Source organism: Variovorax sp. 38R, from assembly GCF_014843395.1.
In the GTDB taxonomy this organism is placed as follows: domain Bacteria; phylum Pseudomonadota; class Gammaproteobacteria; order Burkholderiales; family Burkholderiaceae_C; genus Variovorax; species Variovorax paradoxus_H.
Genome location: NZ_CP062121.1, coordinates 2,988,986 through 3,012,835 on the forward strand (window position 1 = coordinate 2,988,986; position 23,850 = coordinate 3,012,835).

The 23,850-nt window shown below is 65.6% G+C and carries 20 protein-coding genes and 3 tRNA genes; 18 read left to right on the forward strand and 5 right to left on the reverse strand.

Features of this window, described 5'->3' with window-relative positions:
- The first annotated feature begins 3 nt into the window (after positions 1 to 3).
- The 5 genes from IG196_RS13630 (at position 4) to rimO (ending at position 5,018) form a co-directional block, all read left to right on the forward strand.
- Positions 4 to 2,193 carry a RelA/SpoT family protein gene (locus tag IG196_RS13630; RefSeq protein ID WP_225617027.1) on the forward strand — a complete coding sequence of 730 codons (2,190 nt, stop codon included), beginning with the start codon at positions 4 to 6 and terminating at the stop codon, positions 2,191 to 2,193.
- 38 nt (positions 2,194 to 2,231) lie between these two features.
- Positions 2,232 to 2,308, forward strand: a tRNA-Val gene (locus IG196_RS13635).
- Positions 2,309 to 2,575: 267 nt separating this feature from the next.
- Positions 2,576 to 2,899, forward strand: coding sequence for a hypothetical protein (locus IG196_RS13640; protein WP_225617028.1), 324 nt, complete (start codon positions 2,576 to 2,578; stop codon positions 2,897 to 2,899).
- 69 nt (positions 2,900 to 2,968) lie between these two features.
- The gene (phaR, locus tag IG196_RS13645; protein WP_101493006.1) at positions 2,969 to 3,529 is read left to right on the forward strand and encodes a polyhydroxyalkanoate synthesis repressor PhaR; all 561 of its coding nucleotides are present in this window, start codon (positions 2,969 to 2,971) and stop codon (positions 3,527 to 3,529) included.
- An 82-nt stretch (positions 3,530 to 3,611) separates the two neighbouring features.
- A complete protein-coding gene (rimO, locus tag IG196_RS13650) occupies positions 3,612 to 5,018 on the forward strand; it encodes a 30S ribosomal protein S12 methylthiotransferase RimO (protein WP_192196574.1) in 1,407 nt (468 codons plus the stop codon).
- 84 nt (positions 5,019 to 5,102) lie between these two features.
- Here rimO and IG196_RS13655 read toward each other — a convergent pair.
- Together IG196_RS13655 and IG196_RS13660 are read right to left on the reverse strand one after the other, a co-directional pair.
- Positions 5,103 to 5,187: transfer RNA gene (locus tag IG196_RS13655), tRNA-Leu, on the reverse strand.
- A 271-nt stretch (positions 5,188 to 5,458) separates the two neighbouring features.
- Positions 5,459 to 5,543 (reverse strand) — tRNA-Leu (locus tag IG196_RS13660).
- An 81-nt stretch (positions 5,544 to 5,624) separates the two neighbouring features.
- Here IG196_RS13660 and rnr point away from each other — a divergent pair.
- Together rnr and IG196_RS13670 are read left to right on the forward strand one after the other, a co-directional pair.
- Positions 5,625 to 7,892 carry a ribonuclease R gene (gene rnr, locus IG196_RS13665; protein WP_412556380.1) on the forward strand — a complete coding sequence of 756 codons (2,268 nt, stop codon included), beginning with the start codon at positions 5,625 to 5,627 and terminating at the stop codon, positions 7,890 to 7,892.
- A gap of 64 nt (positions 7,893 to 7,956) precedes the next feature.
- Positions 7,957 to 8,721 (forward strand): SDR family oxidoreductase, encoded by a 765-nt coding sequence (locus IG196_RS13670; RefSeq protein ID WP_192196575.1) that lies wholly within the window; start codon positions 7,957 to 7,959, stop codon positions 8,719 to 8,721.
- A 9-nt stretch (positions 8,722 to 8,730) separates the two neighbouring features.
- On the opposite strand, the gene IG196_RS13675 is transcribed toward IG196_RS13670, so the two are convergent.
- Entirely contained in the window at positions 8,731 to 10,194 is a 1,464-nt protein-coding gene (locus tag IG196_RS13675) for an NAD(P)H-hydrate dehydratase (RefSeq protein ID WP_192196576.1), read from the reverse strand.
- A gap of 43 nt (positions 10,195 to 10,237) precedes the next feature.
- Between IG196_RS13675 and IG196_RS13680 the strand changes: the two genes are divergently transcribed.
- Positions 10,238 to 10,657 carry a hypothetical protein gene (locus IG196_RS13680; RefSeq protein ID WP_192196577.1) on the forward strand — a complete coding sequence of 140 codons (420 nt, stop codon included), beginning with the start codon at positions 10,238 to 10,240 and terminating at the stop codon, positions 10,655 to 10,657.
- Here IG196_RS13680 and IG196_RS13685 read toward each other — a convergent pair.
- Positions 10,647 to 11,900, reverse strand: coding sequence for a D-amino acid dehydrogenase (locus IG196_RS13685; protein ID WP_192196578.1), 1,254 nt, complete (start codon positions 11,898 to 11,900; stop codon positions 10,647 to 10,649). The genes IG196_RS13680 and IG196_RS13685 overlap by 11 nt on opposite strands.
- A 57-nt stretch (positions 11,901 to 11,957) precedes the next feature.
- Entirely contained in the window at positions 11,958 to 13,280 is a 1,323-nt protein-coding gene (locus IG196_RS13690) for an amidase (protein WP_192196579.1), read from the reverse strand.
- Positions 13,281 to 13,485: 205 nt separating this feature from the next.
- On the opposite strand from IG196_RS13690, the gene rpsB reads away from it, so the two are divergent.
- From rpsB to IG196_RS13740, 10 genes are all read left to right on the forward strand, one after another.
- A complete protein-coding gene (gene rpsB / locus IG196_RS13695) occupies positions 13,486 to 14,241 on the forward strand; it encodes a 30S ribosomal protein S2 (RefSeq protein WP_192196580.1) in 756 nt (251 codons plus the stop codon).
- Positions 14,242 to 14,322: 81 nt separating this feature from the next.
- Positions 14,323 to 15,246 carry a translation elongation factor Ts gene (tsf, locus tag IG196_RS13700; protein WP_192196581.1) on the forward strand — a complete coding sequence of 308 codons (924 nt, stop codon included), beginning with the start codon at positions 14,323 to 14,325 and terminating at the stop codon, positions 15,244 to 15,246.
- 99 nt (positions 15,247 to 15,345) lie between these two features.
- Complete coding sequence (gene pyrH, locus IG196_RS13705) at positions 15,346 to 16,068, forward strand: UMP kinase (protein ID WP_101493015.1); 723 nt, start codon at positions 15,346 to 15,348, stop codon at positions 16,066 to 16,068.
- 11 nt (positions 16,069 to 16,079) lie between these two features.
- On the forward strand, positions 16,080 to 16,640 hold the full coding sequence (frr, locus tag IG196_RS13710) for a ribosome recycling factor (RefSeq protein WP_101493016.1): 561 nt from the start codon (positions 16,080 to 16,082) through the stop codon (positions 16,638 to 16,640).
- An 8-nt stretch (positions 16,641 to 16,648) separates the two neighbouring features.
- Complete coding sequence (gene uppS, locus IG196_RS13715) at positions 16,649 to 17,374, forward strand: polyprenyl diphosphate synthase (RefSeq protein WP_101493017.1); 726 nt, start codon at positions 16,649 to 16,651, stop codon at positions 17,372 to 17,374.
- A gap of 25 nt (positions 17,375 to 17,399) precedes the next feature.
- Complete coding sequence (locus IG196_RS13720; RefSeq protein WP_101493018.1) at positions 17,400 to 18,245, forward strand: phosphatidate cytidylyltransferase; 846 nt, start codon at positions 17,400 to 17,402, stop codon at positions 18,243 to 18,245.
- Positions 18,242 to 19,429 carry a 1-deoxy-D-xylulose-5-phosphate reductoisomerase gene (gene ispC, locus IG196_RS13725; RefSeq protein WP_192196582.1) on the forward strand — a complete coding sequence of 396 codons (1,188 nt, stop codon included), beginning with the start codon at positions 18,242 to 18,244 and terminating at the stop codon, positions 19,427 to 19,429. Before IG196_RS13720 ends, ispC begins: the two co-directional genes overlap by 4 nt.
- Before the next feature lie 24 nt (positions 19,430 to 19,453).
- The gene (rseP, locus tag IG196_RS13730) at positions 19,454 to 20,827 is read left to right on the forward strand and encodes an RIP metalloprotease RseP (protein ID WP_192196583.1); all 1,374 of its coding nucleotides are present in this window, start codon (positions 19,454 to 19,456) and stop codon (positions 20,825 to 20,827) included.
- 38 nt (positions 20,828 to 20,865) lie between these two features.
- On the forward strand, positions 20,866 to 23,298 hold the full coding sequence (gene bamA, locus IG196_RS13735) for an outer membrane protein assembly factor BamA (RefSeq protein WP_101493021.1): 2,433 nt from the start codon (positions 20,866 to 20,868) through the stop codon (positions 23,296 to 23,298).
- Positions 23,299 to 23,844, forward strand: coding sequence for an OmpH family outer membrane protein (locus tag IG196_RS13740; protein ID WP_101493022.1), 546 nt, complete (start codon positions 23,299 to 23,301; stop codon positions 23,842 to 23,844).
- Positions 23,845 to 23,850 lie beyond the last annotated feature (6 nt).

Here is a 23,850-nt window from a genome sequence, read left to right on the forward strand (position 1 = left end):
GTCATGGTTGATTACCCGCTGTCGGCCGCTACGGCCGACCGCTCGCCGGTCATGGAGAACATGCTGGCGCGCGCCCGCGCGTTCGCCGAGCCGCTGATCGCCGACGAAAAACTCGACACCGGCGAGAACACGCTGGCGCACGCCGATGCGGTGGCCGCCATCGTCGCGAAGATGGGCGGCTCCGAGGCGATGCAGGCCGCGAGCTACCTCGTGTATTCGTGCCAGCACCTGAACCGCCCGCAGGAAGTGATCGCCAAGGTCTTCGGCGACAACTTCGCGGCGCTCGCGGTCGAGACCACCAAGCTCGTGCGCGTGCAGGAGCAGGCGCGCACGGCGTCGCAAGGGCACCACGCCGAAGGCGCCGGCGCGCAGACCGAGAACGTGCGCAAGATGCTGCTCGCGTTTTCGCGCGACCTGCGCGTCGTGATGCTGCGGCTGGCCTCGCGCCTGCAGACGCTGCGCCACGCGGCGGCCAGCAAGCAGCCCGCGCCCGAAAGCGTGGCGCGCGAATCGCTGCAGGTGTTTGCACCGCTCGCGAACCGGCTGGGCATCTGGCAGGTGAAGTGGGAGATCGAAGACCTCTCGTTCCGCTTTCTTGAGCCCGACACCTACAAGCTGATCGCGCGGCTGCTCGACGAGAAGCGCATCGAGCGCGAAGGCCACGTCGAGCAGTTGCGCTCGCAGCTGGAGCACGAACTGCAGGCCGAAGGCGTCAAGGCCACGGTGCAGGGACGGCCGAAGAACATCTACAGCATCGTCAAGAAGATGCGTGGCAAGTCGCTCGACTTCGAGCAGGTCTTCGACATCCTCGCGCTGCGCGTGGTGGTGCAGGACGTGAAGGATTGCTATGCCGCGCTGGCCTGGGTGCACTCGCACTTCCAGCCCATCGACGAAGAATTTGACGACTACATCGCGCGGCCCAAGCCGAACGGCTACCAGTCGCTGCACACGGTGGTGCGCGAGATCGTCGACGGCAAGGTGGGCAAGCCGATCGAGATCCAGATCCGCACCGAGGAAATGCACGACCACGCCGAACATGGTGTGGCCGCGCACTGGGCGTACAAGGAAGCAGGCCACAAGGGTTACGCGGGTGTCTGGGCGAGCGGCGAATACGACGCCAAGATCGCCGTGCTGCGCCAGCTGCTGGCCTGGGAGCGCGATCTGTCGGGCGGCCTGCAGGGGCAGGGGCTGTTCGACGACCGCATCTATGTGCTCACGCCCGATGCCGCCATCGTCGAACTGCCGCAGGGCGCGACGCCGGTCGACTTCGCCTACACGGTGCACACGACGCTGGGGCATCGCTGCCGCGGTGCGCGTGTCGATGGCGCGATGGTGCCGCTCAACACGCCGCTGTCGAATGGGCAGACGGTCGAGATCATGGCGGCCAAGGAAGGCGGGCCGTCGCGTGACTGGCTGAATGCAGAACTGGGTTATCTCGCAAGCCATCGCGCGCGCGCCAAGGTGCGTGCCTGGTTCAACGCGCAGATCACGCACGAGACCGTGGCGCGCGGACGCGAGGCCGTCGAGAAGCTGCTGCAGCGCGAAGGCAAGACGGCCATGCGGCTCGAGGACCTGGCTTCGCAGCTCGGCTTCAAGTCGGCGGACCATCTGTTCGAGGTGGTTGGCAAGGACGAGTTCTCGCTGCGCAACATCGAGACGCTGCTGCGTCCGCCCGAGCCGGCGCTGAACCCCGACGACGGCGTGCAGATCAAGAAGGCGCGCGGCAGCGAAAAATCGGGCAAGGGCGGCGTGCTCGTGGTGGGCGTGTCGTCGCTGATGACGCAGCTCGCCAAGTGCTGCAAGCCGGCGCCGCCGGATGCGATCCGCGGCTTCGTCACGCGCGGTCATGGCGTCAGCGTGCATCGTGCGGATTGCAGCAACTTCCGCACGATGGCCACGAAGGACGGCGAGCGCGTGATCGATGTCGAATGGGGCCTGCCGAAGAAGGGCGCCGATGCGCCGGTCTATGCGGTGGATGTGGCCGTGGAAGCGGCCGACCGCCAGGGTCTGCTGCGCGATATCTCCGACGTGTTCGCGCGCGAGAAGATGAACGTGATCGGTGTGCAGACGCAGTCGGTCAAGGGCACGGCCTGGATGACCTTCACCGTGGAAATCGCCGATGCCGCACGACTGACGCAGGTGCTCGGCGTGGTGACTGCAGTGACTGGCGTGCGATCTGCACGTCGGCGCTGAAAAGGGCCATTTCTCCTGCTATACTCGATGCTTCTCTTAGGCGCGTAGCTCAGTTGGTTAGAGCACCACCTTGACATGGTGGGGGTCGTTGGTTCGAATCCAATCGCGCCTACCAAATTCAAACACGGGTTGCAGCGATTTCGCTGCAACCCGTTCGTCGTTTGGACGATGTGTTTGTCTCTGGATCGGCCTGGTCGCCATGAGCGATCGACACAAGCGAAAACCCCTTTCACGGGCGGCCCTTCGCGCGGTGCAGGCAAAGTGCCTGAGCCATGTGGTTGTGCTACCTTGAGCGGTCTGCCAACCTTCTCGAATTTCCTTGATAAGCGATCTGATGAATACGCGATCAACGCCTGTTGATCGGGCGCACGCCGACCACCGCGTGGCCGCATTGCTCAAGCAAGCCCCTCTCGAATTTGCACGTGCGGTTTACGGCATCAATGACCTTGCCGCTGGTCGCGCCGACACCATGGCCGCACGTGAAGTAGCGCGCGCTCAACGACAGGGCATGCCGGTGACCGAAGAGCGCGCCGAGCAGCGCGCACGTGCTTATCTTCCGACGGCGGGCCAGGAGCATTGCCCTCGGTGCTGGGTTGTCTACGGGCAGAAAATTCCGCTGCGTTTTCGTCCGTCCACCGCGGAGCGTCCTGAAACGGCTGCGTGTCATGCGTGTGGCGCCGAGTACGCGACCGCGCAGGATGTGTGAAGAAAAATCACGGTCAGGGTAAACCTTGTCGCGATGCAGCAAAACCGCTCCCTAGAATCATCCGATGACATGGGCGTCCATGTGAAGGAGTCTGTAGTGCAGAGCAAGAAGTCCGGGGTGAAGCCGGTCCAGCGTGTGATCAAGAAGTACCCCAACCGACGGCTCTACGACACGGAGACATCCACGTACATCACGCTGACCGAGGTCAAGCAGTTGGTCATCCAGAACGCGCAGTTCGTGGTGCGCGACGCCAAGACCGGCGACGACCTCACGCGCACCATCCTGCTGCAGATCATTCTGGAAGAAGAGGCGGGCGGCGCGCCGATGTTCACCGAGCAGGTGTTGGCCAACATCATCCGTTTCTACGGACAGGCCATGCAGGGCTACATGGGCCCCTACCTCGAGAAGAACATCCAGGCCATGACCGAGATGCAGGCCCAGCTCACCGAAAAGGCCGAAGGCCTGACGCCCGAGATGTGGTCGCGCTTCATGACCATGCAGTCGCCGATGATCCAGGGGCTGATGGGCAACTACGTCGAGCAATCGAAGAACGTCTTCCTGCAGATGCAGGAGCAGATGCAGAAAAACACCGAGCAGGTGCTGGGCGCCTTTGGCATCAAACGCCCCTGAGTGCCGCGCGGCGGCTCGCCCGAATGGGGCGACTGCCCGATGAATGCCCCGCTGTCACCGATAGCTGGGACAATAGAGGCCTATGAGCGAAGTTGCCTCCCCTGAACGTACTGTCACGCCGACCGCCCCCAAGGTCGGCTTTGTCAGCCTTGGTTGTCCCAAGGCTTTGACCGATTCCGAATTGATCCTGACCCAGCTGAGTGCCGAGGGGTATCAAACCTCCAAGACTTTCGAGGGCGCCGACCTCGTGATCGTCAACACCTGCGGCTTCATCGACGATGCCGTGAAGGAAAGCCTGGACACCATCGGCGAAGCACTCGCCGAGAACGGCCGTGTGATCGTCACCGGCTGCCTGGGCGCCAAGACCGGCGACCAGGGTGGCAACCTGGTGCGCCAGATGCACCCCAGCGTGCTGGCCGTCACCGGCCCCCATGCCACGCAGGAGGTGATGGATGCCGTGCACGCCAACCTGCCGAAGCCGCACGACCCATTCATCGATCTTGTGCCGAACACCTTCGGTGTGGCGGGCCTCAAGCTGACGCCGCGGCATTACGCCTATCTGAAGATCAGCGAAGGCTGCAACCACCGCTGCACCTTCTGCATCATTCCCTCGATGCGCGGCGACCTCGTCTCGCGTCCGGTGGGCGATGTGCTCAGCGAAGCCAAGGCCCTGTTCGAGGGTGGCGTGAAAGAGCTGCTGGTGATCAGCCAGGACACCTCGGCCTACGGGGTCGACGTGAAGTACCGCACTGGTTTTTGGGACGGCAAGCCGGTCAAGACCCGCATGCTCGAACTCGTGCGCACGCTGGGCGAAATCGCCGAGCCATATGGCGCCTGGGTGCGCCTGCACTACGTCTACCCGTATCCGAGCGTCGACGAAATCATCCCGTTGATGGCGAGCGGCCAAGTGCTGCCGTACCTCGACGTGCCGCTGCAGCACAGCCACCCTGACGTGCTCAAGCGCATGAAGCGGCCGGCCAGCGGCGAAAAGAACCTAGAGCGGATCGCGCGCTGGCGCGAAACCTGCCCCGAGCTCGTGATTCGCAGCACCTTCATCGCCGGGTTCCCGGGCGAGACGGGGCAGGAGTTCGAGCACCTGCTCGACTTCATCCGCGAAGCCGAGATTGATCGCGCGGGTTGTTTTGCCTACAGCCCGGTCGAAGGTGCAACCGCCAACGACATTCCGGGCATGCTGCCCGAAGCCGAGCGCGAAGCGCGCCGTGCCCGCTTCATGGAGGTGGCCGAGGCCGTGTCGATTGCCAAGCTGCAAAAGCGCGTCGGCTCGACGATGCAGGTGCTGGTCGATTCAGCGCCGGGCATGGGCCGCAAGGGTGGGGTGGGGCGCACGTACGCCGATGCGCCGGAGATCGACGGCACCGTTCGCCTCCTGCCGCCCGAAAAGATCAGCAAGACGATGAAGGTCGGCGAGTTCACGCGTGCGCGCATCGTCGGCGCCGAAGGTCACGACCTGATCGCGTTGCCCGTTTGATGCGCCTGATTCAAACGGCCAAGAAAAAAGCCACCGGAGGCCGGTGGCTTTTGTCAGAAGACCTGGTAAGGGTCTGTTCAATATTGGTGCCCAGAAGAGGACTCGAACCTCCACGATGTTACTCGCTAGTACCTGAAACTAGTGCGTCTACCAATTCCGCCATCTGGGCTAATTTTGCTTTTCAGCAAAGACTACGATTATATCCACAAATTTGGCGCGATCTTTTCAGTGCGTCGAAATTTCAGCTTCTGCACGACATGGCTCGTGCGGTGCGCGTGCTGCCGAAGGCGGGTGGGTGCGATCGTGCGCGCATGGCCGACATCGAAGGGCGTGATCTGACGATCGCGTCGCTCGTTTGATGCAGTTTCGAGCGGCCATGAAAAAAGCCACCGGAGACCGGTGGCTTCAATCGGATGACCTGGTAAAGGTCTGTTTAAACTTGGTGCCCAGAAGAGGACTCGAACCTCCACGATGTTACTCGCTAGTACCTGAAACTAGTGCGTCTACCAATTCCGCCATCTGGGCCCACATGACTGCAGAAGCAGCCACGTTTTGAATTTCAGGAAAGAAGGAGATCATATCAAAAATAATGTCACTTCCAGCAGCTTGTTGGACGAAATCGAAGGAACTGTTCAAGGACATCGCGACGGGCACGGCTTCGTGCAACGCGACGACGGCGAGGCCGACATTTACCTGCCGCCGAACGAAATGCGCGCGGTGCTGCACAAGGATCGCGTCAAGGCGCGCATCGTGCGACAGGACCGCCGCGGCCGCCCCGAAGGGCGCGTGGTCGAGATCGTCGAGCGGCCCGAGCAGCCGATCATCGGCCGCTTGCTGCACGAAGGCGGGATCTGGCTCGTTGCACCGGAAGACAAGCGCTACGGCCAGGACGTCCTGATCCCGAAGGGGGCCACCGGCCCTGCCAAGGTCGGTCAGGTGGTGGTCGTCCAGCTCACCGAGCCGCCGGCCTTGTTCGGCCAGCCCGTGGGCCGCGTGAGAGAAGTGCTGGGCGAGATCGACGACCCCGGCATGGAAATCGAGATCGCCGTGCGCAAGTACGGCGTGCCGCATGAGTTTTCCGCGGAGTGCCTGGCGCTGGCCAAGGCCCTGCCCGAGAAGGTGCGCCCCGCCGACAAGAAGGGCCGCATCGACCTCACCGACGTGCCACTCGTCACCATCGACGGCGAAGACGCCCGAGACTTCGACGACGCCGTGTACTGCGAGCCCGCGAAGGTGGGGCGCGGCAAGGGCTGGCGACTGCTGGTGGCCATCGCCGACGTCAGTGCTTATGTGCAGACCGGCTCGGCCATCGACATCGATGCGTACGACCGCGCCACCAGTGTCTACTTCCCGCGCCGCGTGATTCCGATGCTGCCAGAGAAGCTCTCGAACGGCCTGTGCTCGCTCAACCCCGAGGTCGAGCGCCTGTGCATGGTGTGCGACATGCTGGTCGCGGCCGACGGCGAGATCTACGCCTACCAGTTCTATCCGGCCGTGATGTTCAGCCATGCGCGCTTCACGTACACCGAAGTCGCGGCCATCCTCGGCAACACGCGCGGCCCCGAAGCCGCCAAGCGCAAGGAGCGCGTCAAGGACCTGCTGAACCTCGCCGACGTATACAAGGCACTGCTCAAGCAGCGCAGCAAGCGTGGTGCGGTCGACTTCGAAACCACCGAGACGCAGATCATCTGCGATGACGCCGGCCGCATCGAGAAGATCGTGCCGCGCACGCGCAACGAGGCGCACAAGATCATCGAAGAAGCGATGCTCGCCGCCAACGTCTGCAGCGCCGACTTCATCGCCGAAGGCAAGCACCCGGGCCTGTTCCGTGTGCACGAAGGTCCGACGCCGGAGAAGAAGGAAATCCTGCGCGGCTACCTGAAGGCCATGGGCGTGGGCTTGAGCATCACCGACGATCCGCGTCCCGGTGAGTTCCAGGCGATCGCCGAAGCCACCAAGGAACGTCCCGACTCGCAGCAGATCCACACGATGCTGCTGCGCTCGATGCAGCAGGCGATCTACACGCCGTTCAACAGCGGCCACTTCGGCCTGGCCTACGAGGCTTACACGCACTTCACGAGCCCGATCCGTCGCTACCCCGACCTGCTGGTGCACCGCGTGATCAAGGCGATCCTCGGCAAGACGCGCTACCAGTTGCCGATGCTGCCGACACCGGGCGAGGCGCATGCCAAGCTGGCCAAGCGCCTGGCTTCGCGTGTGAAGGCGCCAACGACCAAGCCGCAAAAAGCCACGATCGCACCGACCAAGGAAGTGCTGGCATGGGAAGCGGCGGGCCTGCATTGCAGCGCCAACGAACGCCGCGCCGACGAGGCCAGCCGCGACGTCGAGGCCTGGCTCAAGTGCAAGTACATGCGCGAGCACCTCGGCGAGGAGTATGGCGGCGTGGTCTCCGCGGCCACCACCTTCGGCATCTTCGTCACGCTCGATGCGATGTACGTCGAGGGCCTGGTCCACATCACCGAGCTCGGCGGCGAATACTTTAAGTTCGACGAGATGCGCCAGGAGCTGCGCGGCGAGCGCACCGGCATCCGCTACGCCATCGGCACGCGGGTGCGGGTGCAGGTGAGCCGTGTCGACCTCGATGGCCGCAAGATCGATTTCCGCCTCGTGCGCGAAGGTGAAGACCTGACCTCGCGCGCCATGAAGGACAAAGGTAGCGCACCGGTGAAGGCCTCGACCAAGCGAAGCGCCCGCCACAAGGCGGAGGCCGGTGGCGAGCCGCGTTCGGAGCACGGCAGTGGCGTTGCCGTGGCGGCCGTCGGCCCGCAGTCGGCCATGCAGGCCTTCAAGTCGGCGGTGAAGAAAGCCGCCAACAAGATGCAGGGCAAGGGGCGCAAGCCTCGCCGTGGATGAGATGCGCCGTGCACACTACTTTGTTTACCGTGTGTATGGACCAGCTGACAAGGAGACATGAAGCATGAGCGTGGAAAACAACAAGGGCCGCATCGCGATCGTCACGGGCGCCGGGTCGGGCATCGGCCGCGCGGCCGCGCTGGCCCTGCTGGCTGACGGCTGGAGCGTGACCCTTGCGGGGCGCCGCCTCGAGCCGCTGGAGCAGGTGGCGGAAGAATCGGGCGCCGGTGCGCGCGCCTTCGCGGTGCCGACCGACGTTGCCAATGCCGACTCGGTGCAGGCGCTGTTCGGCGCCACGGTCGAGCGCTTCGGGCGCGTCGACCTGCTGTTCAACAACGCCGGCGTGGGCAACCCGCCGGGCCCGTTCGAAGACTGGACGCCTGAGCAATGGAAGGGCGTGGTCGACATCAACCTCACCGGCATGTTCTTCTGCATCCAGCAGGCCTTCCGCACGATGAAGGCGCAGACGCCGCGGGGTGGCCGCATCATCAACAACGGCTCGATCTCGGCGACCACGCCGCGGCCGAATTCGGCGGCCTACACCTCGACCAAGCACGCGGTCGAAGGGCTGACCAAAACGGCCTCGCTCGATGGCCGCAAGTACGACATCGCAGTGGGGCAGGTGGACGTAGGCAATGCCATGACCGAACTGGCCGCACGCATGGCTACTGGCGTGCCGCAGGCCAACGGCGAGCTCGCGATCGAGCCGCTGATCGACGTCAAGATCGTCGGCCAGTCGGTGCTCTACATGGCGAACCTGCCGCTGGAAGCCAATGTGCTCTTCCACACCATCATGGCGACGAAGATGCCCTTCGTCGGGCGCGGCTGAGTCCTGCGTTCAGAAGGGCGCGCGGCGGGCCAACGCACCCGCCGTGAGCGGGGCCGCATCGGCCGGCCACGTGTCGGCGATGTGGCCGTGCTGCCAGACGGCTTCGCATGCTGCTTCGAACGCGGGTCGGCGCATCGCAAGCGCCGCGCCGATCATGCCGGCGAGCACGTCGCCCGTGCCTGCGGTGGCAAGGCGGGCATTGCCGGTCGGGTTGATGACCGGCGGCTCGTCGCCCGCATCGGCAATCACCGTTCCTGAACCTTTGAGCACCGTCACCGCGCCGAAGCGCGACGCCAGCGCGCGGGCTGCAGCGAGGCGGTTCGCCTGCACGCCGCCCGTCGTGTCGCCGAGCAGGCGCGCGGCTTCCAATGGGTGCGGCGTGAGCACGGTGGGTGCGCCAGTCTGACCCCGCGCGACCAGTTGCGTTTGAAGTGACGGATCGGCGGCGATGGCGTTGAGCGCGTCGGCGTCGAGCACCAGCGCGACGGCTGTCGACAGCACGCGCGGCAGCAGTTCGCGCACGGCATCGCCGCCACCGCAGCCGCACACGACCGTCATGCCCGCGAGGTCCAGCACATGGGCGTCGCGCAGCATCAACTCGGGCTGTGAGGTGTCGACCGGTGCTGCGCGGGGATCGAGCAATCCGACGAACACGCGTCCCGCGCCCGCATGGAGGGCGGCCGCGCCGGCCAGCAGCGCGGCGCCGGCCATGCCTGAGGCGCCGCCGATCACTGCGACATCGCCGTTGCTGCCCTTGTGTGAGGCGTGGGTGCGCGGCCGGATATCGGGCGTGCCTGCAAGGCGGGCTGTCGGCTTCTCCTGGGCGAAAGCGCTGCAGCCCAGGTCATCGAACCACACCGTGTCGGCCGCATCGCGGCCCTGGGCGGTGAACAGGCCGGGCTTCAGCGTGAGGAATGTGAGGGTGGCGCGGACCGATCGCGATGCGTGATCGGTGCCGGAAGGCAACGTGCCGGTGTCGGCATCAAGGCCCGAAGGCACATCGAGACTGAGCACCGGCTGCGCGCCTGCATGCATCCGCGCAATCCATTCGGCCATCGTGCCTGCGGGCGGTCGGGTCGATCCGATGCCGAGCAGCGCGTCCACCGCCAGTTCGAAGCTCGACGGTGGCGCCAAAGCGAAGGTGACGCCCGCATCCCGCGCACGCTGCAGCGAGGTCTTGGCATCCGGTGGCAGTCGGCCTTCATCCCCCACGAAGGTGACGACCGGAAAGAAGCCCCGGTGCCGCAACTGCGCCGCAGCTTCAAAACCATCGCCGCCGTTGTTCCCGGGGCCGCACGCGATCCAGATCGTTCGCGCGTGCGGCGCAAGCGCCATTGCGAGCCGTGCCGCCGCGAGGCCTGCGCGCTGCATCAGCGTGTGAGCGGGCAGGGCGGAGGCCGCCGCTTGCTCGATGCGGCGCGTGGAGGCGATGTCGAACAGATCTGCGGCGCTAGCGGACGTGATGCGGTGCATCGATCCATTGTGCCGCCGACGCCGTGCCTCCTATCATCGACCGATGATGCTCAAGACCTTCGGCTGGCTGCTGGTTCTGCTGCTGGCGTGCCTTGCCGGCTTCATCGCCACGGCCGCGGCGATGATCGCTGGCGCGGCCTGGGCGCTCGGCCTGCTGATCGTGGTGTGGGGGCTGTTCCTGCTGGCCGAGGTGTTGCACCGGGTCCCGCTGCGCGACGTCGCCTGGGCCCTGGGTGTGGGCTATGGCATCGGCGTGATCCGATGGCTCGACGTGCCGGTCGAAGCGGGTTCCGGCACGCAGTGGCTGATGCTGGGAGTGGACCTGCTGGTGCTGGTGTTCTTCGGGTTGATTGCACCGGCGATCCTGGGGCTGGTTGCCCAACGGTGGGCGCCCCGGCCCGAGCTGCCGACGGAAAAGCCGGCAAGCCCGGAGCAACTGCGCCGCTGGGGCCCTAAAGACTGAGCCGTTCGATTCCCAGGCCTTCGAGGTCGATGCCCGGGTCTTGCCCTGCGATCAGGTCGCCGAGTACGCGTGCGCTGCCACACGACAGCGCCCAGCCGCTCGAGCCGTGGCCCAGGTTGAGCCACACGCCGGGAATGCCGCTGGCGCCCAGCACCGGTGGGCCGTCGGGCAGCATCGGTCGGGCGCCTTTCCATTGCTGGATGCCCGATTGCAGCGTGGCCGCACCCGGAAACCAGTCGTGCAGCACCTTGTAGAGCGTCTGGATCGCGGCCGGGCTCATGGCGTCGGGCGAGCCGCCGATCTCGGCACTGCCGGCCACGCGTACGCGCTGGCCCAGGCGGGAGATCGCGACCTTGTAGCGCTCGTCCATCACCGCGCTGCGTGGTGCATTGAGCGGCTCGCGCACTGGGGCGCTGACCGAATGGCCGTAAATCGGCGCCAGCGGAATGCGCAGTCCCAGCGGACGCAGCAATGCGGCGGACGACAGGCCGGCGCACACGACGATGGCGTCGAACTGCAGTGCGTCCGAGCCACTGGCGAGCGTCAGCGAGGTGGGCGCCGCGCGGCTCAGCGGTGCGATGTCGCAGTTGAAATGGAACTGCGCACCCAGCGCCTCGGCCTCCCACTTGAGCAGCAGCGCGAACTGGCGGCAGTTCGCGACCTCGTCTTCCGGCAGGTGGATCGCGCCTGCCAGCGGCGTGTCGGGGTTGAGCGCGGGCTCGATCAGGCGGGCCTCGTCGGCGTCGATCTCGCGAAACACGCTGCCGGCCGCGCGCAGCACGTCGAGCCCGGGCTGCACCAGCTTCATTTCGCGCTTGGAGCGCAGCAGCACCAGGTAGCCGTCGCTGCGTTCGTAGCTCAGCTCGCGCGCTTCGGTCACCGCGTGCAGCCGCGTGCGGCTGTAGAAGGCCAGCCGCTGCATGCGGGCGCGGTTGGCCAGGTAGGTTTCGATCTTGCAGGCCTTCTGCCAGCGCGACATCCAGCCGAGGTCGCGCGTGCTCAGCGGCCAGCGCAGCTTGATGGCGCCGTGCGAGGACAGCAGCGAGCGCAGCACCTTGCCGCGCATGCCCGGTGCGGCCCACGGTGTGACGTAGCCGGGGGCGACCACGCCGGCGTTGGCGAAACTGGCTTCTTCTGCGGCGGCGCCGCGGCGCTCGAACACGGTCACTTCATGGCCGTCGGAAACCAGTTCCCAGGCGGTGGTGACGCCGATGATGCCGGCGCCCACGATCGCGATTTTCATTGAAATGTTCTAGATAAAAGAGGCGGCTGACGCCCGTGAGGCGGGCGGTGACAGCTGTTATTTCTGTAGCGCGCGTTCGGCCTGGAGCGCCATCGCGAGCACGGCGTCGTCGTGCATCGCGGCATGCCACAGCATCAGGCCGACCGGCAGTTCGCCGGCGACGTGGCAGGGCAGCGAGATGGCGCAGCCGTCGAGCATGTTGATGATCGACGGGTTGCGCAGCAGCAGCGCGTTGACGCGGAAAAACGCGTCGTCGCGCTCGGCGCCCGGCTCCACGCTGGCGATGGACGGCGCCGTGATTGGCACGGTCGGCGACAGCACGGCGTCGAATGGCGCCAGCGCCTTTTCGACGCGGGTGATCCAGTCGCGGCGGGCGTGGACCAGGTCGATGTACTCGTGCGCCTTCATGCCGGCGCCGCGCAGGATGCGCTGCGCCACGCGCGGGTCGTAGCCGGCGCCGCTGCGCTCCAGCAGCAGCCGGTGCCAGGCATACGATTCGGCCGCCGAGAAGCCGCCGGTGGCGTTGATGGTCTGCAGGTCGGCCAGCTCGGGCAGCGCGATCTCCTGGATATGGACGCCCGTGGCGCGCAGGGTGGCCAGGGTGCGCTCGAAGGCTGTGGCCACGACGGGCTCGACGTCGTCGAGGAAGATGTTCTTCACGACGGCCAGTCGATAGGCCGACAGCGGCACCGAGCCGGGCGTGACCTGACGCGCCGAGAGGATTTCGTGCGCAGTGATGGCGTCGCGCACCGAGCGGGTCATGGCGCAGACGGTGTCGAGCGTGGTCGACAGCGGCAGCGCGCCATCGGCCGGCGTGAGGCGGGCGGTGTTCTTGAAACCGACGATGCCGTTCAGTGCGGCTGGAATGCGGATCGAGCCGCCGGTGTCGGAGCCCAGGCCGATGAAGGCCGCACCGCTCGCCACCGAGATTGCTGCGCCGGACGACGAGCCGCCCGGAATGCGCGGCGTGGCGGTGTCGCTCACGTTGGCTGGCGTACCGTGGTGCGGATTGACGCCGACGCCGGAAAAAGCGAACTCCGTCATGTTGGTGCGCCCGGTCAGCACGCCGCCGGCTGCACGCAGCCGCGCCACGGCGAGTGAGTCGGCCTGGGCGGCCGGTGCGTGCGCGAGCACGGCCGAGCCGGCGGGCGTCGGCTGGCCGGCGACATCGAACAGGTCTTTGCTGGTGAAGGCGAGCCCGGCGAGGCGGCTTTCGGGCGCAGACGCAGCGGCCGTCGCGCGGGCCTCGTCGTACATCGTGCGGGTAAAAACGTGGGCGCAGGCCGAGGATTCGGAGACGGCGATGGCGCGCTCCATTTCGGTGCGCGCATCGGAATCGCCAGCCAGAAGGGTGAGACGGGTGGCGTGAAGGTCGTTCATGGCTTCGAGGGTACCTTGGAACGGCTCGGTTCGAGGGAGGAGGGCGTGGCCGCCGTGCTATACTCTTTGGGTTTCGCTGGTTATGCGACAGTTTTGTCGCCGCCAGTCAAGCACATCCGCAAACCGGCCCAATCAAGGTGTTGCGACCCCGTCGAAGGGGCGCAAAACGGGCTGGATTTTAGACCCAACCTTTGGAGTAAATTCAATGTCGACCACCATGCGCGAAATGCTGGAAGCCGGTGTCCACTTCGGTCACCAAACCCGCTTCTGGAACCCCAAGATGGCTCCGTTCATCTTCGGTCACCGCAACAAGATTCACATCATCAACCTGGAAAAGTCGCTCCCGATGTTCCAGGACGCGATGAAGTACGCCAAGCAACTCACGGCCAATCGCGGCACGATCCTGATGGTCGGCACGAAGCGTCAAGCCCGTGAAATCGTCGCTGCAGAGGCCCGCCGCGCCGGCGTGCCTTTCGTCGACACCCGCTGGCTCGGCGGCATGCTGACCAACTTCAAGACCGTCAAGACCTCGATCAAGCGTCTGAAGGACATGAAGGCCCAGCAAGAAGCCGGCCTCGACAGCCTGAGCAAGAAAGAACAGCTCACGTTCTCGCGCGAAATCGCGAAGCTCGAGAAGGACATCGGCGGCATCCAGGACATGGCTGCGCTGCCGGACGCCATCTTCGTGATCGACGTGGGCTTCCACAAGATCGCCGTGGCCGAAGCTAAGAAGCTCGGCATTCCGCTGATCGGCGTGGTTGACTCCAACCACTCGCCCGAAGGCATCGACTACGTGATCCCCGGCAACGACGACTCGTCGAAGGCCGTCATGCTGTATGCCCGCGGCATCGCCGACGCCATCATCGAAGGCCGCAACAGCGCCGGTGGTGACGTGGTCAAGGCTGTCGCCGAAGGCAGCAGCGACGAATTCGTCGAAGTCGAAGAAGGCGCTTCGGCCTGATAGGCGCGTTCGCGAGCCTGAAGAAGGGGCTTTGGTGCCCCTTTTTTTTAACCTGAATTTTGGATTTACGGAGATAGAACAATGGCTGCAATCACCGCAAGCATGGTCGGCGAACTGCGCGCAAAGACCGACGCGCCGATGATGGAATGCAAGAAGGCCCTGACCGAGGCCGACGGCAACATGGAAAAGGCCGAAGAACTGCTGCGCATCAAGCTCGGCAACAAGGCTGGCAAGGCATCGGGCCGCATCACCGCTGAAGGCGTGGTCACTGCTTTCGTCGACGGCGCTGCCGGCGGCATGATCGAAATCAACTGCGAAACCGACTTCGTCACCAAGAACGACAGCTTCCTGACCCTGGCCAATGCTGCCGCGATGCTGGTCGCCAAGAACAACCCCGCGGACATCGCTGCGCTGGGTGCGCTGCCCTACGAGCAAGACGGCTTCGGCCCCACGCTCGAAGACGTGCGCAAGGGCCTGATCGGCAAGATCGGCGAGAACATGAGCTTCCGCCGCTTCAAGCACTTTGCCGGCAACGGCAAGCTGGCGTCGTACCTGCACGGCACGCGCATCGGCGTGATGGTCGAATTCGAAGGTGACGACACCTCGGCCAAGGACGTCGCGATGCACATCGCCGCCATGAAGCCGGTCGCCGTCCAGGCATCGGACGTGCCCGCCGACCTGATCGAAAAAGAGCGCGCTGTGGCCGCCGGCAAGGCTGAAGAAGACCGCAAGGTTGCCGAAGCCGAAGGCAAGAAGCCCCAGCCGGCCGACATCGTTGCCAAGCGCATCGAAGGCGGCGTGCAGAAGTACCTCAAGGAAGTCTCGCTGCACAACCAGCCGTTCGTGAAGAACGACAAGCAGACCGTCGAGCAGATGCTCAAGGCCGCTGAAACCACGATCAAGGGCTTCACCCTGTACGTCGTCGGCGAAGGCATCGAGAAGAAGGTCGACGACTTCGCTGCAGAAGTCGCCGCCCAAGTCGCTGCTGCCAAGGCTGCCGCCTGATCCGGCTGGCCTTCAAGCGGCGGTGCGCGACAGCGTGCCGCCGCTTTTTCACCGCCACGTTTTACACTCGCCCCCGCCAACCCTCTAAGGAATATGCCCATGTCTGATGCCCGCCCAGCCCACAAGCGAATCTTGTTGAAGCTGTCGGGTGAGGCACTGATGGGCGACGACGCCTTCGGCATCAACCGCGCCACCATCGTTCGCATGGTCGAAGAGGTGGCCGAGGTCGTGCACATGGGTGTCCAGGTGGCGGTCGTGATCGGCGGTGGCAACATCTTCCGCGGTGTCGCGGGAGGCTCCGTGGGCATGGACCGTGCCACGGCCGACTACATGGGCATGCTGGCCACCGTCATGAACTCGCTGGCACTCGCCGACGCGATGGACAAGCAGGGCCTCGTGGCCCGCGTGATGTCCGCCATTGCCATCGAGCAGGTGGTCGAGCCCTACGTGCGCCCCAAGGCCTTGCAGTACCTCGAAGAGGGCAAGGTCGTGGTGTTCGCTGCCGGTACCGGCAACCCCTTCTTCACAACCGACACGGCCGCCGCGCTGCGCGGTGCCGAAATCGGCGCCGAGCTGGTGCTCAAGGCGACCAAGGTGGACGGCGTGTACACGGCCGATCCGAAAATCGACCCGCATGCAACCCGCTACGCTTCGTTGAGTTTCGACGAGGCGATTGCCAAGAACCTCGGCATCATGGACGCCACGGCCTTTGCGCTGTGCCGCGACCAGAAGTTGCCGATCAAGGTGTTCTCGATCCTCAAGAACGGCGCCCTCAAGCGCGTCGTGATGGGCGAGGACGAGGGCACGCTGGTGCATGCCTAGGAGTAAATGAGATGACCATTGCAGACATTCGCAGTGCGACCGACGCGAAGATGAATCAGTCGCTCGCCGCCTTTCAGAACAACCTCACCAAGATCCGTACGGGCCGTGCCAACTCGGCGTTGCTCGACTCGATCCATGTCGACTACTACGGTTCGCAGGTGCCGCTGAGCCAGGTGGCCAACGTGTCGGTGCTCGACTCGCGCACCATCAGCGTCCAGCCCTGGGAAAAGGGCATGGGCGCCAAGATCGAGAAGGCCATCCGCGAAAGCGACCTGGGCCTGAACCCGGCCTCGATGGGCGACCTGATCCGCGTGCCGCTGCCCGCGATGAGCGAAGAGCGCCGCAAGGAAATGACCAAGCTGGTCCGCAACGAAGGCGAAAGCGCCAAGATCGCCACGCGCAACCTGCGCCGTGATGCGAACGAAGCGGTCAAGAAGCTCGTGAAGGACAAGCTGGCCTCGGAAGACGATCAGAAGCGCGCCGAAGCCGACATCCAGAAGGTCACCGACAAGCACATCGCGGAAATCGACCGTCTGGTCACCGCGAAAGAAGCGGAGATCATGGCCGTTTGAGGCTCCGCATGGCCTCCTCGCCGCAGACGACGACCCCTCCGCACCACGTTGCCATCGTCATGGATGGCAACGGCCGGTGGGCCACCCGGCGCTTTTTGCCGCGTGTGGCGGGGCACAAGCAGGGCGTCGAGTCGCTGCGGCGCTGCGTCAAGGCCTGCGCCGATCGTGGCGTGGGCGTGCTCACCGTGTTCGCGTTCTCCTCGGAGAACTGGAACCGTCCGCCTGAAGAAGTTTCCGGCCTGATGCAACTGATGGTCGGGGCGCTGGCGCGCGAAGTGCCGCGCCTCAACGCCGACGGCGTGCGGTTGCATTTCGTGGGCGAACGCGCTGGCCTGTCCGACAAGATGGTGGCTGGCCTGGTGTCGGCCGAGCAGACCACGGCCCACAACACGCGTCTGATTCTCAACATCTGCTTCAACTACGGCGGACGTTGGGACATCGCGCGCGCCGCGGCCAAGCTCGCCGAGCAGGGCCTGCCCATGACCGAGATGAACCTCGATCGCGCCATGGCGCTGGCCCACGTGCCCGACCCCGACCTGTTCATCCGCACGGGTGGCGAGCAGCGGCTGTCGAATTTCCTGCTTTGGCAGAGTGCCTACGCCGAGCTGTTCTTCAGCGACAAGCTGTGGCCTGAATTCGACGAGGCCGCGCTGGACGAGGCCATCGCCGCGTTCCAGGGGCGCGAGCGTCGCTTCGGCCAGACCTCGGCGCAGGTCTCGACTTCCGCGGCCTGACGACGGCCCGTCACTTCCCTTTCGCATGCTCAAACAACGCATCCTCACGGCGATCGTGCTGCTCGCGATCCTGCTGCCGGCGCTGTTCTACCGGAACTACCTGCCGTTCGCCTGCGTGATGCTGGTGCTGATCGGCGCCGCCGCATGGGAGTGGGGGCGCCTGAACGGCTACGGGCAGGGCATGTCGCTGTTCCTGGGCGCCGAAATGGTGGTGCTGTGCGGGTTGTCGTGGTGGCTGGGCCTGCTGGAGCAGCGCCTGTTCCTGATGTGGACCCTGGCCAGCGCGGCCTGGGTGCTCGGCGGCGCGGCGTTGCTGCGCGTCGCGGTGCCTGGCTGGCCGCGCATCCCGCGGGGACTGCGGCTGGTGGGTGGCCTGCTGGCGCTGTGGGTCGCATGGCTCGCGGCGGTGCAGGCGCGCATGGTCGGCATCAATTTCCTGCTCTCGATCCTGGTGCTGGTCTGGGTGGCGGACGTGTTCGCCTATTTCGCTGGCCGCGCCTTCGGCCTGAAATTCACGCGCGCCAAGCTGGCGCCCGCCATCAGTCCCGGCAAGAGCTGGGAAGGCGTCTGGGGCGGCATGGCCGGCGTCATCGTGCTGGCGTTCGCCTGGGTCTGGGCCGACAAGAGCCTGGGCGCCACGGTGCCCAGCCTCTACACCCGCCTGCATGAGCGTGGCTGGTGGCTGCTGCTGATCGGGGCAGTGTTCCTGGCGGCGATGAGCGTCGTCGGCGACCTTGTCGAATCGCTGATCAAGCGCAGCGCCGGCGCCAAGGACAGCAGCCGCCTGCTGCCCGGCCACGGCGGCGTGCTCGATCGCGTGGATGCCCTCTTGCCGGCACTTCCCATTGCCATGATGCTGGCTTTCCTGTGAACACTCCCAAACAACGTGTCACGGTGCTTGGCTCGACCGGTTCGGTCGGTGTCAGCACGCTCGACGTCATTGCTCGTCACCCCGAGCGTTTCGAGGTGTTCGCGCTCTCGGCTGCCACCAAGGTCGACGAACTGCTGGCCCAATGCGCCCGCTTCTCGCCGCGCTTCGCCGTCATGGCGAGTGCGCCGCATGCCGCGCTGCTGGCTGAAAAGCTCAAGCAAAACAACCTTGCGACCCGCGTCCTGATGGGCGACGACGCTCTCGAAAGAATAGCGTCGGACGACGAAGTCGATGCCGTGATGGCCGCCATCGTCGGTGCGGCCGGCCTGGCGCCGTGCTTGGCCGCCGCGCGCGCCGGCAAGCGCCTGCTGTTGGCGAACAAGGAGGCCCTGGTCGTCGGCGGCGAGCTGTTCATGCGCACGGTGCAGGAGGGCGGCGCCACGCTGCTGCCCATCGACAGCGAGCACTCGGCCATCTTCCAGTCGCTGCCCGAAGACCCATCCACCTGGGCGCGGCGCATTGACAAGATCATCCTGACGGCGTCGGGCGGCCCGTTCCGCACCCGCGCGCCCGACACGCTGGGCGCTGTGACGCCCGAGCAGGCCTGCGCGCATCCCAACTGGGTCATGGGCCGCAAGATCTCGGTCGACTCGGCCACGATGATGAACAAGGCGCTCGAGGTGATCGAGGCGCGCCACCTGTTCGGCGTGACGCCGGAGCAGATCGAGGTCGTCATCCATCCGCAGAGCGTGGTCCATTCGATGGTTCAGTTCACCGACGCCTCGGTCATCGCCCAGCTCGGCACGCCCGACATGCGGGTGCCGATCGCGGTTGGCCTGGCTTGGCCGGAGCGCATCGAGAGCGGGGCGGCTCGGCTCGATTTCCGCCAGATGGGCTCGCTGACCTTTGATGCGCCTGATCCGGCGCTCTTCCCCGGCCTGGGGCTGGCGTGGCAGGCCCTTCGTGCTGCCTCGGGCACCACGGCGGTGCTGAATGCGGCCAACGAAGTGGCCGTGGCCGCCTTTCTCGACCGGCGCCTGCGTTTCGATCGCATTCATGCGGTCAATCTGGAAACTTTGGAGGCGGTCTTGCCCTCCAAGCCGGCATCGCTGGCCGACCTGCTGGCGCTCGACGCCAGCGCCCGCGAAGCGGCCAATGCCGCCGCGGCACGTTTCGCGGCCTGATTCCCTACAGCGCAGAGGACCCTGATGCTCACCGTCATAGCTTTTGTGGTCGCCCTCGGCGTCCTCATCGCGGTCCACGAATACGGCCACTACCGCGTCGCCGTGGCCTGCGGGGTCAAGGTGGAGCGCTTCTCGGTCGGCTTCGGCAAGGCCCTTCTGCGCTGGCAGCCCAAGCGCCAGCATCCGGGGCAGCAGACCGAGTTCGTGATCGGCGCTTTCCCGTTCGGCGGCTACGTCAAGATGCTCGACGAGCGCGAAGGCCCGGTGGCCCCCGAGGAGCGGCATCGCGCCTTCAACACCCAGCCGCTGCGTTCGCGTGCGGCCATCGTGGCCGCCGGTCCGATCGCCAACCTGCTGCTGGCGGTCGTGCTGTACACGGCGGTCAACTGGATCGGCGTCGACGAGCCTGTGGCCAAGTTGGGCCGGCCAGTGGCGGCGTCGCTGGCCGAAGCGGCCGGCCTGTGCGGCGGCGAGCACATCACCCAGGCCGGTTTCGATGGCGACCTGTCGCCGGTGCAGTCCTTCGAAGACCTGCGCTGGCGCATGACGCGCGGCGCGCTCGACGGTCGCGACCTCACACTCGAAGTGGCGGGCGAGGGCGGTCGGCCCGGCCGTCAGCTGATCCTGCCCCTGAGCCGCATAGAGGCCAAGGACGCCGATCCGCAGATGTTCCGCAAGATCGGCGTGGTCGCGCCGCTGACCCGCCCCGAGATCGGCGAGGTCATGGCGGGCAGCGCAGCCGAGCGTTCGGGCCTGCGCAACGGCGACGTGGTCCTTGCCATCGGAGACACCTCCATCTTCGACGGGCAGCAGCTGCGCGAAGTCATCCGTGCCTCGCTCGACGCCACCGGGCAGGCGCGCACGCAGACCTGGCAGCTCCAGCGTGACGGCCAGCCACTCTCGCTCGAGATCAAGCCCGAAGTGCGCGAGGAGGGCGCGGCCAAGGTCGCGCGCATCGGCGCTTACGTTGGCGCGCCGCCCGAGATGGTCACGGTGCGCCAGGGCGTGGTCGACGGCATCTGGCGTGGCGTGGTGCGCACCTGGGAGGTGTCCGCACTCACGGTTCGCATGATGGGCAAGATGCTGATCGGCGAGGCGTCGATCAAGAACCTGAGCGGTCCCTTAACAATTGCTGATTACGCTGGCAAGTCCGCCAGCCTCGGTTTGACGCAGTACCTGGTCTTTCTCGCGCTCATCAGCGTGAGCCTCGGGGTGCTCAACCTGATGCCGCTCCCGGTCCTCGATGGGGGGCACCTGATGTATTATCTTTGGGAGGGCCTGACCGGGAAAAGCGTCTCCGACGCCTGGATGGAACGGCTGCAGCGTGGCGGTGTCGCCTTGTTGCTGGTGATGATGTCGGTCGCACTCTTCAACGACGTCACGCGGCTCTTTGGTTAACTTTCTGCCGGCCCTTTCCGTGCCGGCCCAATTCACAGATGAACACAAACTTCAGTCGCTTTCGCCTGCGTAGCGTTGCCGCGGTGGTGGCCAGCACGCTGGCGGCCACGGCCGCTTGGGCCGTCGAGCCTTTCACGGTGCGCGATATCCGCGTCGAAGGCTTGCAACGCGTCGAGGCCGGCACGATCTTCGGGTCGCTGCCCTTGCGTGTGGGCGACACCTACAGCGACGAACGCGGCTCGGCCGCGATCCGCGCGCTGTTCGACCTGGGGTTGTTCAAGGACGTCCGCATCGACGTCAACGGCAACGTGCTGGTGGTGATCGTCGAAGAGCGGCCCACCGTCGCCGACGTCGACTTCGTCGGCGCCAAGGAATTCGACAAGGCGGCGCTGCAGAAGGCGCTGCGTGAAATTGGTCTGGCCGATGGCCGCCCGTACGACAAGGCGCTGGCCGACCGTGCCGAGCAGGAGCTCAAGCGCCAGTACGTGAGCCGCAGCCTCTACAACGCGAGCGTCGTGACCACCGTCACGCCCATCGAGCGAAACCGCGTGAACCTGACGTTCACCGTGACCGAAGGCGAATCCGCCCGCATCCGCGAAGTGCATGTGGTCGGCAACAAGGCCTTCAGCGAATCGACGCTGCTGAGCCTGTTCGACCAGGACAGCGGCGGCTTCATGAGCTGGTACACCAAGTCCAACCAGTACTCGCGCGCCAAGCTCAACGCCGACCTCGAAACCCTGCGCTCGTACTACATCACGCGCGGCTACCTCGAGTTTCGCATCGATTCGACCCAGGTCGCCATTTCGCCGGACCGCAAGGACCTGAGCGTCACGGTCAACATCACCGAAGGCGAGAAGTTCGTGGTGGCGGGCATCAAGCTCGACGGCAACTACTTGGGCCGCGACGACGAGTTCAAGTCGCTCATCACCATCAAGCCCGGCGAGCCGTACAACGGCGAGCAGGTCACCGAGACCACCAAGGCTTTCAGCGACTACTTCGGCACTTTCGGCTACGCCTTCGCCCGCGTGCAGGCCCGTCCGGACATCGACCGCGTGAACAACCGCGTCACGCTGACGCTGCAGGCCGAGCCCGCACGCCGCGTCTACGTGCGTCGCGTGTCGGTCGGCGGCAACAACAAGACCCGCGACGAAGTGATTCGCCGCGAGTTCCGCCAGTTCGAAGCCTCCTGGTACGACGGCGACAAGATCAAGATCTCGCGCGACCGCGTGGACCGCCTGGGCTTCTTCACCGAAGTGAATGTCGAGACCCAGGAAGTGCCGGGCTCGCCCGACCAGGTCGACCTGACCGTCAACGTGGCCGAGAAGCCCACCGGCACGCTGCAGCTGGGCGCCGGTTACTCGAGCGCTGAAAAGGTCGCACTGACCTTCGGCATCTCGCAAGAGAACGTGTTCGGCTCGGGGAATTTCCTGGGCGTGCAGGTCAACACCAGCAAGTACAACCGTACGCTGTCGCTGACCACCACCGATCCGTACTTCACGAAGGACGGCATCTCGCGCACCATCAGCGTCTACCACACGACGACGCGTCCGTACTCCACGAACGAAGACGGCGACTACAAGCTGGTGAACCAGGGCGCGTCGATCCGTTTCGGCGTGCCGTTCAGTGAACTCGACACCGTCTTCTTCGGCGTCGGCCTGGAGCGCTACGCGTTCGACCCGAACCGCTCGGCGCTCGCGGGCATCACCACGCCGCAGTCATACCTCAACTACTTCGATTGCAAGCGGGACGCGTCCGGCTTTTTCGTCACGGGTTGCGACCAGAAGAGCGTCTGGGGTGTGCCGCTGACCGTGGGCTGGGGTCGTGACAGCCGCGACAGCGCGCTGGTTCCGACCACGGGCCGCCTGCAGCGTGCCAACCTCGAACTGGGTGTGGGCGGGGACATGAAGTACCTCAAGACCAGCTACCAGTACCAGCAGTTCTTCGCGATCAACAAGCAGTACACCTTCGCCATCAACGGCGAAGTGGGCTACGCCAAGGCCTTCGGCGGCAAGACGTACCCGATCTTCAAGAACTTCTACGCCGGTGGCCTGGGTTCGATCCGCGGCTTCGAGCAGAACTCGCTGGGCCCGCGCGACCAGCCGCTGTTCGGCCAGACCGAAGGCGCCGCGCTGGGCGGCACCAAGAAGGCCATCTTCAACGCCGAGCTGAGCACGCCGTTCCCCGGCGCCGGCAACGACCGCACGCTGCGCCTGTACGGCTTCTTCGACGTCGGCAACGTGTTCGGCTCCCGTGCGCCCAACGTGACGGACGAGCAGTGGAAAGCCCAGAAGAAGCTGCGCGCCTCGGTCGGCCTCGGCATCAGCTGGATCTCGCCGCTGGGCCCGCTGCGCCTGGCCTATGCCTTCCCCGTCAAGTCCCAGAAGGAAGTGACAGACCCGAGCACCGGGTTCGTCGTGATCCCGAAGGATAGAATTCAGCGCCTCCAATTCCAGATCGGAACGTCTTTCTAAATGAAGCAATTGATTCGTGCCGCAGCCGGTGCGTTCCTGATTCCCGCTTTTGCCCTGGTGGCTGCGCCCGCGCAGGCCCAGGAGAGCTTTCGCATCGGTTTCGTGAACCCTGACCGCGTGCTGCGTGAAGCGCAGCCGGCCAAGGCCGCGCAAGCCAAGCTCGAGGCTGAGTTCCTCAAGCGCGAAAAGGACCTGACCGGGCAGGGCGAAGCGCTCAAGACGGCATCGGAGAAGTTCGAGCGAGAGGCACCGACCCTGTCGGAAAGCCAGCGCGTCTCGCGCCAGCGCTCGCTGGTCGACCAAGACCGTGACTTCCAGCGCAAGCGCCGCGAGTTCCAGGAAGACCTGAACGCGCGCAAGAACGAAGAACTCCAGCAGGTCTATGAGCGCGCCAACCGCGTGGTCAAGCAGGTCGCTGAAACCGAGAAGTACGACGCCATCCTCCAGGAAGCGATCTACATCAACCCGAAGCACGACATCACCGACAAGGTGATCAAGGCGCTGAACGCGTCGGTCGGCTCCTCTGCGCCTGCGGCCGGCAAGTAACGCCGC